Annotated in this window: 17 protein-coding genes; 3 read left to right on the forward strand and 14 right to left on the reverse strand. The window is 41.7% G+C overall.

What is annotated here, in order from left to right:
• Positions 1-169: 169 nt before the first annotated feature.
• Complete coding sequence (locus MKX60_RS21865) at positions 170-1,126, reverse strand: helix-turn-helix transcriptional regulator (protein ID WP_341060976.1); 957 nt, start codon at positions 1,124-1,126, stop codon at positions 170-172.
• Positions 1,127-1,237: 111 nt separating this feature from the next.
• Here MKX60_RS21865 and MKX60_RS21870 point away from each other — a divergent pair, with 111 nt between their 5' ends.
• Complete coding sequence (locus MKX60_RS21870; RefSeq protein ID WP_341060977.1) at positions 1,238-2,173, forward strand: Gfo/Idh/MocA family protein; 936 nt, start codon at positions 1,238-1,240, stop codon at positions 2,171-2,173.
• A gap of 288 nt (positions 2,174-2,461) precedes the next feature.
• Here the strand turns inward: MKX60_RS21870 and MKX60_RS21875 are convergent, their stop codons facing one another.
• The 4 genes from MKX60_RS21875 to MKX60_RS21890 all read right to left on the reverse strand — a co-directional run bounded on the left by MKX60_RS21875 (position 2,462) and on the right by MKX60_RS21890 (position 4,635).
• Positions 2,462-2,941: a flavodoxin domain-containing protein gene (locus tag MKX60_RS21875; protein WP_341060979.1), complete on the reverse strand. Its 480-nt coding sequence runs from the start codon at positions 2,939-2,941 to the stop codon at positions 2,462-2,464.
• A 33-nt stretch (positions 2,942-2,974) separates the two neighbouring features.
• The gene (locus MKX60_RS21880; protein WP_341060981.1) at positions 2,975-3,622 is read right to left on the reverse strand and encodes a TetR/AcrR family transcriptional regulator; all 648 of its coding nucleotides are present in this window, start codon (positions 3,620-3,622) and stop codon (positions 2,975-2,977) included.
• A gap of 181 nt (positions 3,623-3,803) precedes the next feature.
• Positions 3,804-3,905: a sporulation protein YjcZ gene (locus MKX60_RS21885; protein ID WP_197069683.1), complete on the reverse strand. Its 102-nt coding sequence runs from the start codon at positions 3,903-3,905 to the stop codon at positions 3,804-3,806.
• A gap of 184 nt (positions 3,906-4,089) precedes the next feature.
• Positions 4,090-4,635, reverse strand: a complete 546-nt coding sequence (locus tag MKX60_RS21890; RefSeq protein WP_339265023.1) for a GNAT family N-acetyltransferase — start codon at positions 4,633-4,635, stop codon at positions 4,090-4,092.
• A 164-nt stretch (positions 4,636-4,799) separates the two neighbouring features.
• Here MKX60_RS21890 and xerS point away from each other — a divergent pair, with 164 nt between their 5' ends.
• Positions 4,800-5,882, forward strand: coding sequence for a tyrosine recombinase XerS (xerS, locus tag MKX60_RS21895; RefSeq protein ID WP_341060982.1), 1,083 nt, complete (start codon positions 4,800-4,802; stop codon positions 5,880-5,882).
• Between the two features lie 230 nt (positions 5,883-6,112).
• Here the strand turns inward: xerS and MKX60_RS21900 are convergent, their stop codons facing one another.
• The 8 genes from MKX60_RS21900 to MKX60_RS21935 all read right to left on the reverse strand — a co-directional run bounded on the left by MKX60_RS21900 (position 6,113) and on the right by MKX60_RS21935 (position 12,452).
• The gene (locus tag MKX60_RS21900; protein ID WP_341060983.1) at positions 6,113-7,375 is read right to left on the reverse strand and encodes a molybdopterin molybdotransferase MoeA; all 1,263 of its coding nucleotides are present in this window, start codon (positions 7,373-7,375) and stop codon (positions 6,113-6,115) included.
• Between the two features lie 175 nt (positions 7,376-7,550).
• Positions 7,551-8,057, reverse strand: a complete 507-nt coding sequence (locus tag MKX60_RS21905) for a DUF4178 domain-containing protein (protein ID WP_149647342.1) — start codon at positions 8,055-8,057, stop codon at positions 7,551-7,553.
• Between the two features lie 14 nt (positions 8,058-8,071).
• On the reverse strand, positions 8,072-8,476 hold the full coding sequence (locus MKX60_RS21910) for a DUF350 domain-containing protein (RefSeq protein ID WP_094869154.1): 405 nt from the start codon (positions 8,474-8,476) through the stop codon (positions 8,072-8,074).
• Between the two features lie 123 nt (positions 8,477-8,599).
• Positions 8,600-9,268: a PspA/IM30 family protein gene (locus tag MKX60_RS21915; RefSeq protein ID WP_076283572.1), complete on the reverse strand. Its 669-nt coding sequence runs from the start codon at positions 9,266-9,268 to the stop codon at positions 8,600-8,602.
• 70 nt (positions 9,269-9,338) lie between these two features.
• Positions 9,339-9,677, reverse strand: coding sequence for a prenylated flavin chaperone LpdD (lpdD, locus tag MKX60_RS21920; RefSeq protein WP_341060986.1), 339 nt, complete (start codon positions 9,675-9,677; stop codon positions 9,339-9,341).
• Positions 9,678-9,700: 23 nt separating this feature from the next.
• Positions 9,701-10,633 carry a dihydroorotate dehydrogenase gene (locus MKX60_RS21925; protein WP_341060987.1) on the reverse strand — a complete coding sequence of 311 codons (933 nt, stop codon included), beginning with the start codon at positions 10,631-10,633 and terminating at the stop codon, positions 9,701-9,703.
• Positions 10,626-11,330 (reverse strand): dihydroorotate dehydrogenase electron transfer subunit, encoded by a 705-nt coding sequence (locus MKX60_RS21930; RefSeq protein ID WP_341060988.1) that lies wholly within the window; start codon positions 11,328-11,330, stop codon positions 10,626-10,628. The genes MKX60_RS21925 and MKX60_RS21930 overlap by 8 nt, the downstream gene beginning before the upstream one ends.
• An 87-nt stretch (positions 11,331-11,417) precedes the next feature.
• Positions 11,418-12,452 carry an NADH:flavin oxidoreductase/NADH oxidase gene (locus MKX60_RS21935; protein ID WP_341060989.1) on the reverse strand — a complete coding sequence of 345 codons (1,035 nt, stop codon included), beginning with the start codon at positions 12,450-12,452 and terminating at the stop codon, positions 11,418-11,420.
• Between the two features lie 185 nt (positions 12,453-12,637).
• On the opposite strand from MKX60_RS21935, the gene MKX60_RS21940 reads away from it, so the two are divergent.
• A complete protein-coding gene (locus MKX60_RS21940; RefSeq protein WP_339796117.1) occupies positions 12,638-13,519 on the forward strand; it encodes a polysaccharide deacetylase family protein in 882 nt (293 codons plus the stop codon).
• Between the two features lie 131 nt (positions 13,520-13,650).
• On the opposite strand, the gene MKX60_RS21945 is transcribed toward MKX60_RS21940, so the two are convergent.
• Entirely contained in the window at positions 13,651-14,310 is a 660-nt protein-coding gene (locus MKX60_RS21945) for a 3D domain-containing protein (protein ID WP_341060990.1), read from the reverse strand.
• Between the last annotated feature and the right edge of the window lie 147 nt (positions 14,311-14,457).

The following is a 14,457-nucleotide window of genomic DNA, read 5'->3' on the forward strand; positions in this document are numbered from 1 at the left end:
AGGCTAAATTTTTTAAATCTAAAGGTTATTATGGGGCAATCCCAAATTAGTTAACATATTAATTATTATGTAAACTTATTGAATGAATAAAGCCTATTCACAAATGAGCGGGACCGTTTCATTGCAGAACATGCAATCGAAACGGTCCCTTTTTCACAAAAAAATCATGCTAATTGTAAACCTCCTGTAGCAAATTCGCCTGTACTTTCACATATTGTCTCAGTTCCAAAGGTTCCACAATCTCGCCTTGTCCAAGTATTCCCCAAATATTCGTACATGCACTATCATAGCTATACATATTTACAGTAAGGGTTATTTGATCTCCTTCCTCTACTCTATTCATAATCTCCACCCCGTGTAGCGAGGCCTCTCTCCTCTTATCCGTTCTAATCAATACTGGGTAGATCTCTTCCTCTTTACAAGCTTGCTTGAATCCCCTCTCCTGCTGCTTCCAGTGCCTTTCTAATGAAAAGTCCTGAGGGATAGCATACTCTTCATCTATAAGCTGTATAGAGGCGATTCGCTCACATTTAAACGTGCGGATTTGTTCGATTTCTTCACAGTAGGCTATAAGATACCACTCTTCTTTTTTCACAACTAGACCATAGGGCTGTAATTTCCTGCTCGAGATGATTCCGTTAATCTTGTGGTACTCAATCTGTAGTTTCTGAGATCTCCAAACAGCAGTTCGAATCGATTCCAGACATGGAATCTCTAAGCGTTCTGTCCACCAAGGCGTATCATCAAAATAAAAACGTCTTTGTGCCTTCTGGATATCATTTTGATAGGAAGCGGGTAATGATTTTTCTAATTTCAAGAGGGTTGTCTTTAGCTTTAATCCGGAATCTGTATGTCCGCCAGTATGAATCCCCATTCCTGTTAGAAATAGATTGATTACATCTTCCCCATGAAGCTGATTTAGGTTAACAGTATACCCCTCCATCAAGGAGATGCCACCATTCGGTCCCGGCGTGGATAACAGTGGTATTCCTGCTTCAGCTAATACATCAATGTCTCTGTAGATAGAACGTACGGAGGTTTCCAAGGCTTCAGCTAAGTCATTGGCCTTCATCTTCCCTCTTGATTCCACTAATAATAAAATTGCAATCAAACGATGCAAGCGCATGGGGAGCCTCCAAGTTTTTCTTTTTTTATAGTATACATCATAATTCTTGCCAAGCTGTTGTCAACAATAGAAGGTTATGATTAGTTCATTACATTAAAGGAGCTGATACACATGAATATAGGCGTATTGGGAACTGGATTCGGAGCTTATCATGCGCAGTTATGGACGACAATGGATCGAGTAGACAAAGTAATTATCTTTGGTCGGAACGAAGCTAAGCTGCAGGAGCTAAAACAATCTTTTGGCGTTGAGATAACTACCAATATTGACGATATTATGCTTGATTCCACCATCGATGTGATTGATATCTGTTTGCCCTCTTTTTTACATAGGCAGTATGCAGTCGATGCGCTTAAGCATGGAAAACATGTATTCTGTGAGACACCGGTTTGCTACAACTTAGAAGATGCTCTTGCGATGAAGGAAGCTGAACAACTGTATAATTCGCGAATTCTCGTCAACCAGTTTATTAAATTCGATCCTGCGTACAAATATCTTTACGAAGCGACTCATAATGAGAATTACGGAAAACTCTTATCTCTTACCTTAAAAAGAGAAACGCCTCCTTTGTGGGGTGACCTCGGTCTACACGCTATCGCTACAAATCTGATGATTCACGAATTGGATTTTGTGACCTGGATGTTGGGGTCTATGGAGCCGCACTCGGTTTGGGGATCCGATGGTGGTAAAAGTAATCAAGCCTTAGTCCGTGCAATTTTTCAACAACCTCATGTATCCGCAGAGATCGTTGTTTCTTCACAAATGCCGGCTTCGTTTCCTTTTACCCTAGGCTATGAAGCTTATTTTGAACAAGGCAAGCTTGTCTATCAAGAGAGTGACAACATGAATGGAGCTGTTGAAAGCTCATTAATTGAATATACCGCTGTAGGTAAACAAGATCTTTTGTTAGAACCAGCTAATCCCTATGAAAAAAGTTTGGAGTATGCACTCCAATGTCTAGTGGAGGGTAGTTCATCAATAATTGAGTTAGACAATGCGATACAAGCTATAGAACTAGCTATTTGCATTGAAAAAAAGCTTGTATAAATGGATCAAGGGATGTTATATCCTTTTTCATGGGTTTTGTTTGTAGGGTGAGGTGAATTGTTTATTGATGTGTAGTGTCTAGGGTGAGACGGTAGTGGATTTTGATTAATCTATTGTGAATTTTTCACATGATGAAATAACGGAAAATAATAGCGATAAAATCAAAAATCAATACTTTTTATAAGCCACCTCCTCCTAACTAATGATAATTGGAATCTGAAACAATAATCAGTTAACATAATAATGATTATGTTAACTGATTTCAGGAAATCGATTTTCCACACTCGTTCACCGCTTCTTTAGCGCAAGTGCAAACCGTTCTATCGTCTCTTGGGATAATCCATTTACACTCTTATTCTTCCCTTTTACCACTCGCAGAACCACTCGATCTAATGCAGTCATCTTCTCTTCGTAAATCTCATCACCGAACACTTCTTTTGTAATTGATTGGTTATACAGCTTCTCTGGAAATGAAGATTTCAATTCTTGTATGGCTTGCTCCCCCTTCGCTCCTGCACAAATAAACAATCCAACGCGCTTTTTAGCTAGTTCATTTTGATATTTTGAAGTAAACTCCGACATTTGTTTTTGTATTTTCCCAAAATAAATAGACCCACCTAAGATGACAGTATCGTACCGTTCTAATGTAGGCTCTTTAGCATGCATTAAATTAACTACTTCAGTCTCATCATCCAATTGATTTTTCAATAAATAGGCAGCTTTCTCTGTACATCCATATTTAGAAGTATAAATAATAATCGTCTTCATTCTGATTCTTCCCTCCACCCTCTGATCATCCTACTATGTTAAAGGCTCACGTATCTCCCTGGTTGCTATTGAAACCATAGAATCCAAATAACAAGATATCAGTGCTTCAACCTGATCTTCAGGCAAATCCTTTTCCACAATCAAACGCATAATTAATCCGAACGCAGCACTCCACATCACTTGAGCAGTGAGCTCTATCGAAGATTCCATATGTTGTGCTTTCGATTCGAATCTAGATAGACATTGACAGAGCATACCTATCGCTTTACGCTCCTGACCAGCTCCCTTGAATAGAACTGCTGTGTAACTAAGAACAGCCGGTGTATCATTTAGCATAACATTACGGTACTCAACACTTGTGGTAAGGGTCATCCTGATCCATTGCTCAAGCGATTGTCTCAAAAGCGTCTCTGGTGGCAGTTCATGCTCCACCTTCCGCTGTACGGACTGAAGCCCGGCAACCATATCTGTATATTTTTGTTGCAAATATCTCACCACAATTTCATCTTTACCCTGAAAGTAATGATAAATAATACCCGGAGAATACTCGATTTTCTCTGCAATTTTGCGAATAGAAAGCTTTTCAATCCCCTCCTCTGCAATCAACAAGGCCGCAGCCTCTAAAATTCTTTTCTTCATTTCCTCACGCTCACGCATTTGCCGTTGTTCTTTAGTCATCATGACGTCTCCTTATAATTTGAACATCGTTTAGTCATTGAACACTGTTAAATATATATAATTTATAACGTTCTTTTCTATATAGTAAGTCACATACAACTCCCAACGATTAAGGTCCTATCCAGACATAAAAAACCGCCAGTCCTTATAGACTGGCGGAACCACACTTCATGATGTTAAAGGATTACAGACAAAGAGTTTTAGTGATGATAACCAACAGGATAAACAGAACCAGAATCGCTCCTGTGGAAGTAAATCCACCATATCCTCCTGCGAATTCGCCCATTTTAACTCCTCCTTTGTAATTGAGTACACCATAAGATATGCTAAATCCCACTCTGTGCTTGGGTGAAATGAACAAAAATAACCCAACATTCCTGTTAAGGCTGTTAGGTTATTCATTTTTTGTTTACATAATAATTATTATGTAAACTATTTCCGCGTTTATCTTAATTATCGTGAGATAACCATTAATTTTTCATGACTACATCATCACTGTTACCTTTATAATTATTAACCTTATTATTAGTTAATGTGTTGAAGTATTGACTCGGATTTCCTTGAGGCGGATTAAAACGCTCTTTAAATTCACCATTTGTGTACTCTCCAATCACTCTATGCCAGAAATTACGGGCAGGCGTATTCGCGCGTACCTGTGACACCTTCCAGTCGCCTGGGTACATATCAAACAATTTATGCGCGGCCCAGGTCCCCACACCGCTCCGGCGATATTTTTGCATCACAAAAAACTCAGTCATGTAAAATTGCCCTTCGGGATCATACAACAACCGTTCTACCAAAGCAAATCCGGCAATATTCCCGTCTACTTTGAACAAATACGCAAATTTATTGTTGCCACTACTCCAAAATGATTCTAATCCCGGATAAGCTGGATATACTCCATCTTGATCTACATCAAGCTCCAGATAACGGGTGAAATCATATAAATAGTACTGCATTAGTTTGCTTATCGTCTGTTTCCGCTCTTTGGGAACCAGCTCCATTCCAAGTTCCATTTAGTGCACCTCTGACATTTATGTTTACTACACATCATATAACTTAGTTACTTCAGGAGCAAGTTCATCACTAGTAAATAGCTTTGATCAAAGCCCATTGGAGGACAAAACATGATAAGATAGAAAGAAGAAATGATATGCAAACTATGGAAAAGGTGAATCACATGAGCGTTCAAAAGAACGATGACCGTAAAAAACTGGATCTAAAGCTACCTCTCATGCCTTGGTTCGTTCAGCAGTTTATTGATTATAAGCGTCCTGATCTATCCCCTTCCACCCTCCTGGAGTATATTCGGGATTATGAGTCCTTTTTTGGATGGCTGCGTGCAGAAGGCCTCTCACAGGCCAACTCCAATACAGAGATCACTCTGCTGGAATTAGAAACCCTGCATATGGATAGTATTGTTGGATACCGCCTACACCTCACTACCAGAGCTGAGGGAACCAATACACGAGTAACCGTGTCCCGTAAGCTGTCCGCATTACGCTCTTTATTTCATTATTTAAGTCAAATCGCTGAGGACGAGAACTTCTATCCATTGCTTAAACGAAACATTATGGCTAAGGTTGAAGTTAAACGAACGCATAAACCTAAGGATACTGCTGCTAAATTAAAGGGCAAGATTCTGGAGGATGAGGAACTACTGGAATTCGTGGGGTACATTTTCGAAGGATATGGACGAGATGTTGAAGGAAACAAGCAGGCCTATTACTCCTTTCAATTAAATCGTGAACGCGATGCCTGTATTGCCAGCTTAATTCTGAATTCTGGTCTTCGTGTATCCGAGGTAGTCAATCTAAACGTGGATGATCTGGATGTTAACAACAAGCTGATCTATGTCACCCGAAAAGGGAACAATGATGAAACCTTCAAAACCCCTGTTTATTTTCGAGAACAAGCTAAAGAGGATTTAGCTCTTTATTTAAGCTTACGTCAATCCCGTTATAAAACGCCGAAGAAGGAAAAAGCTTTATTTATCGCTTTGCCCAACGGACGGCAAGAAGGCAAACGCATGACCAAAAGAGCCATTCAAGAAATGATTATTAAATATGCAAAACGCTTTGGTAAGCCCTATCTAACGGTACATAAACTTCGGCACTCTTTTGCAACAGACTATTATCTGCAAAACGATATTTATAAAACGAAAGAACAACTCGGGCATGCTTCGACAGAAACAACCGAGATCTATGCTCATCTCACAGACAAAACGATGTCTGAGGCGATTGAACGCCGTTTAGATAGTTAATTTTTTGCAAAAAGCTGGCCATACCCTATCCGATTTTTATGGAAAAGGTGTGGCCGGCTCTCTTTTTACATGGTTTAGAAAGACTGATCAGATTAGCATTATGTTGAATTATTGGCTTTTCTATTATGAATTTTTCATATATTGAAATGTTGTAAATAATATCGTTGGCATATTAGATAATTAGCTATTTCCGTCCTATTGTTAATGTCAAAAAGCATTTTACCTTTATCCTATCCCCGTATTTCTCCCGGAAGCTTGATAATAGTCACTTTAGCACCCGCAGATAAGCCTCGATCCTCTGGTGGAACAACAATCAGACAATCGCTATCCTTGATCGTGACCATCACGGAAGATTCGTCTATCGCTGCTGGAATGGCATAAAGGCTGCCTTCACGGATCTCTAATCGCGCTCTAACAAATCGGGTAAAGTCATTCACTCTGTTATAATCTGCACCGAGTGTGGCGCTCCATTCTGGTAAGAACGGCTGTGACGCACACTGCATTAATCTGATAACCGGACGTGCGAACAATTGAAAACCAACGAAACAAGCACCTGGATTACCTGATAGGGCTAACAGCAGCTTACCACCTCTAACAGCAGCAGTGGTTACACTCCCCGGACGCATCGTCACTTTATTAAATAACATATCTCCACTCTGTTCACGAACCAAATCGCCCATAATATCATAATCTCCTACCGATACTCCACCCGTAGTGATTACAAAATCATAGGTTTCCAGCGCCATCTGTACTTTACTTCGAGCCAGCTCCAGATCATCCACAATAGATCCCAGCATCACGGGCTCCCCACCTGCCTCTTTGACTAAAGCTTCGAGCATGGGTGAGTTGCTGTTTCGAATTTTGCCAGGCTGTAGTGGTTCATGTACCTCTAGCAGCTCTGTGCCTGTCGCAAAGATAGCTACCTTGGGCCGACGATAGACTTTCACTGTATGTATGCCAAACGCTGCCAGAACAGCTATATCCCCCGCAGAGATTAATCGTCCCGCTGGCAGCACTAGCTCACCAGAGCTTAACTCCAGCCCCATCGGTGTGATATTAGACTTCGCTTCCTGCTTCTTTCGAATACCTACGTAAGTCTTTCCTTCCTCCTCACGTGTCTCCGTTACTTCTAGCATAACTACAGTATCTGCCCCTGACGGCACTTGTGCTCCAGTCATTATCCTTGCTGCTGTTCCCGAAGTTATATCTACCGATGCCACAGCGCCACATGGAATATTGTCCACCATTTCTAACCATATGACTTGTCCATTTACACAGTGATTGGTATCTGCTGCAATAATTGCATATCCATCCATGCTAGAACGGTTAAACGCGGGAAAAGGATGTGGCGCAATCACTTCCTCAGCCAAATAACGTCCACAGACCTCATTCAATGAGACCTCCTGTGACTCTAGCGGATTAGCAAATTTGATTATTTTGGCCTGTGCCTCTTTTACTTGAAGCGCTCTGCGCTGAAATTTATGATCCTTCATACCATACCTCCGCTCTAAATCGTCCGTTTTTTGCAGTACAATAGGTACTATTTTAACATGAGCTATCCTGAAGTAAAATGAATGGTGGAAACGACATTAAATCCTTTACCGATTTCATCTACGTAATTACAAAAAAAAGATGCGATCTCAAGATCACATCTCTTACGATTCATGTCTAGGATGCTCTAATTACCTTCACATCACCAGGAATTACTTTCTCCCCTTCATACAGCATGAACCGTCCATGTTGCCATTCTACACGCAGAAGCCGAGAATCATCTGACTGATATTGCCATACATGCTGCTCTCCACCATTCATAAAAGGGGTTTGGCCTAGGGCAGCAACATATCCATCATACTCTTCCTCCAGAAAAAATGTATAATCGTCCAGTTCAAGTGTTGTTGGAACCTCAGCAGGATTATCTAAGCGCCCATCAATAGGTTTATATAAACCATATTGCAGCTGTTCCCGCTCCTCAATATGCAAATAGGCAATTTGACTACCATCTCTTAATGTCAGCACTACCGCATTTCGTCCACGATTATGGGTCCTGCCGGTTACCTCGTAGGTAACGAGCGATACTTCACAGATGTCTCCGGGAGACAAATTAAGCATACTTTTCTGAACTTCCTGAGCCGCTGGTTTGGAGAAAAGATTACCTATACGTTTCCATATACTCAACTTGATCGTTCCCCCTACATAAATGCAGAAATAATTAAAGCTCCCGTAATTTGCAGTGAGCCTGATAATAAGCCGTACCCGATTTTGCCAAGCTGTGTACCATGATCCAGATCCAGATTCCCCCATTTAGCCAAGAGGAGACGGACCGTTCTTTCCAATATAAGCAAAAGAAAAAAAGATACAATCGAGATCAGCAAAGCATCTGGCAGGCTGTTAGAAGCAGCTATCGATGATGATAAAATGAATGCCTGTGCCAATAGCTTCATTACAAAACGTGTAGTAACTGCCATATTTCCAGCCTTTAACTCTTCTAAATCATTGTATCGAGTGAAGAGTGAATCTACGAACATCAGCACAAACAGCAACACCGCGCCGCTCACTGTCCACACGACCATGGACACCAGGATATGGAAATCCATTCTAATAGCCCCCGCTTATTCATTTTGCATGCTGTCATAAGCATAGATAAAGCGAAGAGGAAACGATATTCCTGTCTCCCCTTCGCCTGTGAACATCAGCCGTGAAACGGCTAAGATCAAATGTTATTGCTTCTCGTATTGTTTCATCAGAGCAGCCAATTCATCTTCTACTGCTTGATCTTTGTTCAACTTCTCGAACTCATCATCAAGTGATTTGTTGCCCGAGCTCATCTCGTTGCTAGCTTCGGCTTGAGCTTCTGCTTGCATCATTTTTTCTTCCATACGTTTCAGGCCAGCAGATGCGGAATCAGAGCTGAAACCACTCATCGCTTTATTAATTTCGGTTTGAGCTTTAGCAGCATTATAACGAGCAACCAAGGTTTCACGTTTGTTCTTCATTTGAGTAAGTTGCTTACGCATTTCGTCAAGCTTCCCACGAAGATTATCCGCAGATGCTTTGTTCTGATCGAAGCTAGCTTTGTATTCTACCAGTTTAGCTTCAGCAGCCTTCTTCTCTTCCAGAGCTCGGCGAGCAAGGTCAACATTACCAGCTTGAGCTGCAGCATGTGCCTGTTGCGTACGTTTGTTAACAAGTGCTTCCTGCTCTTCATACAGCTGCTTGAACTTCTTCTCAATAGCGATTTGAGCCGCTACCGCTTTTTCTGCATCTTCCAAATCTTCGGTCATATCACGAATGTACTGATCGGTCATCTTAATCGGGTCTTCTGCTTTGTCGATAATCGCATTCACGTTAGACATTGTTAAATCGCGCAATCTTTTAAATATAGACATGGTTTCATTCCTCCAAAAGATAATTTAAATACTCACTTGATATCTTTTACGCAGAATTGCCAATCCCGTTTCACATTTGTTGCGCTAAATATTGAATTACTTTATTATTTACGATCTCAACGACCTCTTTAATGCCTTCTTTCTTGAGATCGTCGTAATGAATGCCCATAACCACTGTGACCGTCCTGTTTAAAGCCTCAGCTACCCTAATGGCAATATCTTCGCTTATCGTATGCTCTTTATGATGAGGAACCGCAGAGGTCTGCACTTCCACCCGCTCTCCATTTAAATACGCAGTACTTGCCGCTCCAATATGACGAACGCCCCCACTAATTACGAGTAAGAGATCACGTCCGACAGGCGTCGCCATCAGCTCAATATCCTCAGGGTTAATCTTGTTAGAAGTCAATAGTATCTCCTCACTACTCCACTTTATATAATGCCACGTATTTCATCCAAGGATTGAATATTTTCTTGAACCATGAATTGCTCAAGCTCTTCAACAAGCTGGCTACCTGCTCTCAAATTCATGAAATTGTAGGTTCCTACTTGGATTACCGAAGCACCTGCCATAATAAATTCAATAATATCAGTAGCTGTGGTGATGCCCCCCATTCCGATTACTGGAATAGATATGTTCTGTGCGACTTGATGCACCATGCGCAAAGCAACTGGCTTAATCGCTGGTCCGGACAGTCCGGCATACAAGTTATTAAATACACTACTTCTCCGTCGCACATCAATTTTCATCCCGGAAATGGTGTTGATCAGCGAGACAGCATCTGCTCCCTCTGCCTCACACATTTGCGCCATCTCAACGATATTCTCAGCACCTGGAGACAGCTTTACCGCAAGTGGTAGCTTAGTGGCACGTCTAACAGCTTGTACTACTTTTTGCGCTTCTGAAGTCTTGATTCCAAATGCAATTCCGCCCTCTTTTACATTTGGACAGGAAATATTCAACTCAATCATATCAACAGCTGGTTTACCTGCGCTTGATCGAAGATCTGCATCATGCTGGATCATTTCTGCTCCAAGTACGTAATCCTCAAGCGTCCCGCCGCCAAGATTCACCAAACGGGCTGTATCGAGTGTTTCCCAATAAGGGCATTCTTTTTCCAAGAACGCAGCTACACCGGGATTCTCCAATCCTACACTATTCAGCATGCCAGAGGCTGTCTCATAAACTCGAGTGCCAGGGTTACCTGCTTTTGGATGGAGGGTGAGCCCTTTCCCTGAGATTCCACCTAGCAAAGATACATCATACAGCTTTCCATATTCACGACCAAAGCCGAATGTTCCTGAAGCCATTACAATCGGATTTTTAAAATGAACGCCTGCAATTGTTGTACTCATCTTAGTCATGAAAAATCACCTCCTCAGAAAGGAACACGGGTCCATCTGCACAGGCTTTTCGCTGACCATCACGACAAGAAACACTACAAACAAGACAGGCACCAATGCCGCAAGCCATTCGGTTCTCTAGAGAGAGATAAACTTTTGTATTGCTTCCTGCCTCTTCGGCCGCTACGCCTTTAAGCTGTGCAGCTTTAAGCATAGGATGTGGGCCGCAAACGAAAATATGATCATATTGACTAAAATCCACACGCTCCAAAATAAATCCGCCTACATCTACTGTAAGCTCGGCTGCTAATGGACGAAAAGCTTCTGTCCGGTAAGCTTCCCGACTAAAACCTAGAAAGATATCACAACTAGGCAGCTGCTTTGCACAATAATATAGCGGCGCTATTCCGATTCCACCACCAATAAGTGCAACCTTGCCTTCGACCTGTGGGAATCCCGTGCCAAAAGGCCCTTCAAGCTCCACTGAGTCACCAGGAGTCAACCGTGAAAATATCTCAGTGCCTTCCCCCACTACGTGATATAAAAATTCGACACTATCTTCTTTTACTTCATGTATACTTAACGGTCTGGAAAGGATCGGATAAGCATCCCATGCCCGTAACATGTAGAATTGACCCATTTCACCGCCGCTATTCGTTTCAACTTTAAGGTGGTACACTCCGTCAGTTAGCCGATCGTTACTTAAAACCATCCCCACGTTATCAAGCTCCTTCAAATTTTATCTTTATTAAGATTGCCTTAGAAGGAGCATAAAATCTGTGACAAACTTCACATTCAAAGCGCGCTATCCCTTTTTCCAGATCCCGCGTTCATAAGGTTTGGGTACATTACGTACGCTTCCAAGCGCCTCTTCCGCATGTAAAGCCCAATAGGGATCGCTCAACATCCCACGGCCAACGGCTATCAGCTCTGCCCGTTCTTCCGCGACGATGGACTGTGCCTCAGTAAAGGATTCAAGCCGCCCCACTGCAATTACAGGCACCTGTAATTCACTACGGATAAACTCTGCCAGATCCACTTGATAAGCAGGGCCTGCATTGGGCCCTCCATTTGAACCTATAGGACCTTCTCCTCCAGAAGAAACATGGAACAGATCCACTCCAGCATTCTTATACCGTCGGCAAATATCCAGAGCGTATGCAGCATCATATCCACCCTCTACATATTCCTTCGCAGATATTCTCATAATCAATGGCATGTCTACAGGAACCACTTCTCGGACTGCTTTAACTACCTGTTCGCCGAACAACGCAGGATCTTGTCCATATTCATCATCTCTGGTATTCGTCAATGTTGAATGAAACTGGTGAATTAAATAACCATGTGCACCATGAATTTCGACCGTATCAAATCCTGCCTCTATAGCTCTGCGCGCCCCTTCACGGAAGGCCTCAATTAATTCTGAAATTCCTTTTTTAGAAAGAGCCTGTGGCGTTTTGAAATTAGCATCAAAAGGAATTGCTGATGGAGCCACAGGCGGCTCTGCATCCACAGCTTTTCGTCCAGCATGTCCTAATTGAACAGCGATTTTTGATCCATACGCATGAACACCATCCGTGATTCTACGATAAGCTTCAATTTGCGAATCACTCCAGATTCCTGTATCTCGATTAGTGATTCTACCATCTGGATGTATGCCAGTCATTTCCACGATAATAAATCCTGTACCGCCAATAGCACGGCTTACATAATGAACATAATGCCAATCATTAGGGATGCCATCCTCTTTATCCACCGAATACTGACACATAGGTGGCATGACAATACGATTCTTCAGCGATAACCCCTTCAATTCATACGGTGCAAACAAATCAGACATTCATGTCTCCATCCTTCCGTAATCTATAATTGACTCGGGAATTCCCCGTTCTATTAGTATACACGCATTGGTTCCTTCAAGAAATCTTAACCAATACTGTATTGTTATCAGCATAAATCTACCCATCTATGGAGATAACAATTAAGAATATGACGGTGATCAGGTAGTAAAGGAGGCAGATGGGGATGTATTTTCAACGGAGAGGTCAGAAACTGCTCGTAATATTAGGAACAATCATAACTATGCTATTCCCAACCTATTCTTCAGAGGTTGCGTCAGCGCCTGTACAGAGTCAGAAGACTCCGCAAGAACAAACACAAAGTGTACCCGCTTCAGACGAAGATACGGCAATTTCAGCAGGTAGCGCTGCTACAAATAGTTCGACGCTTAACAGCAATAAAAACACTAAGGGTCTGACATTAAGTCAGCTGTTACACAAATACCCAGAGACTTTTAAGACTAGTGGACCTCGGAATAAAGTCATAGCACTTACTTTTGATGATGTTCCTGATCCAAGATTTACCCCCCAATTGCTTAACATCCTGAAAAAATATAATGTCAAAGCAACCTTCTTTGTGGTGGGAAGCAGAGCAAAAAAACATCCAGCTTTGGTGAAAAGAATGATTAGAGAAGGACATGCGATTGGAAATCACTCGTATAACCACCCTCAGTTTGTGAAGCTTGCGATGAATGATTTTCAATCACAAATCATAAAGACCGAGGATATTATACAAACCTTGGCCGGATATAAACCACGACTAATTCGCCCACCCTATGGGGATATCAGTGAACAGCAGCTAAAATGGGCAAAAAGCCATGGCTACACGCTCGTGAATTGGAATGTGGACTCATTGGACTGGAAAGGACTTTCCAAAAACCAAGTCAGAAATAATATTCTAGCCCATATTGGAAGAGGAGCGATTATTCTTCAGCACGGTGGAGGCGGTCCAGGTAGTCATCTACAAGGAACGATTCAGGCTTTACCTGAAGTAATCACTATTATGCGCAAGCGGGGCTATACATTCGTTACCGTTCCTCAATTACTTCAAGTGTCCAAAAGTAAATAAATTACCCAAAAATATATATTTAATAATACGCAAAAAAACGGAGGCAGCCGCTAAGGACTCCCTCCGTTTCCTGTGTAACCTTATTTTAGAACTTTTCATATCTCATAGGTATTCTCTCTATTTTTATCTTTCTATTTAACAATGTATAATTGTACATATTGATAACCGAATGATGATACAAAGCTTTGGCTACCAGGGATAAAGATATCGATACGATTGCCTTTTATAGCACCGCCCACATCCGTTGCCGTTGCTAAGAATGCATCTTTAGGCAATCCATCATGTGAATGGCCTGTCACCAATACTTTGGTACCGAGAGGAATCACATTTGGATCAACAGCAATAGTTCCAAGCTTGAGAGAATTTCCGAAATAATCTACTGCACCCCATCCGCCGTTCTCACTGCTTGCAGAAGAATAAGCTGAAGCTTTGACTTGAATCGATTTGTCATAATTAAAGGACTTACCCCATGCTTCAACTGTTTTGGACTCTGAGTTTACATTCAGACTTGGTGTAATCACTGGTGATTTGTCAGTTGTAGTTACGGACTCAACCTGCATCTTACTAGGGATAGTAATTTCAAGACCTTCGTAAATGTTAAGTGCTGCAACGTTTGGGTTTGCTTTCATTAATTCATTCACACCTACATTATATTGCTTGGATAAAGTATAAAAAGTGTTGCCATCCTTAGCGATATGAACGCTGTCTGCATGAGCTGGAACGGCATGCAGTAATGCACTGATTCCCATAATTGCAGCAAGGGTTTTAATTGTTCTAAATCTGTTCTTCATAATTGCCTCCTCATTAGATGGGCGTGAACGGTATCACTTCCGTATACGCTCGTGTACATTTTAAGTACTTATGTACAACCCGTGTGTGATTTCTTGATGTGTTGCAGTCTTTTGTAAAACTGACAGGACTTAATATATCACAATTTT

This window comes from Paenibacillus sp. FSL R5-0914 (genome assembly GCF_038004525.1).
GTDB lineage: Bacteria > Bacillota > Bacilli > Paenibacillales > Paenibacillaceae > Paenibacillus_AQ.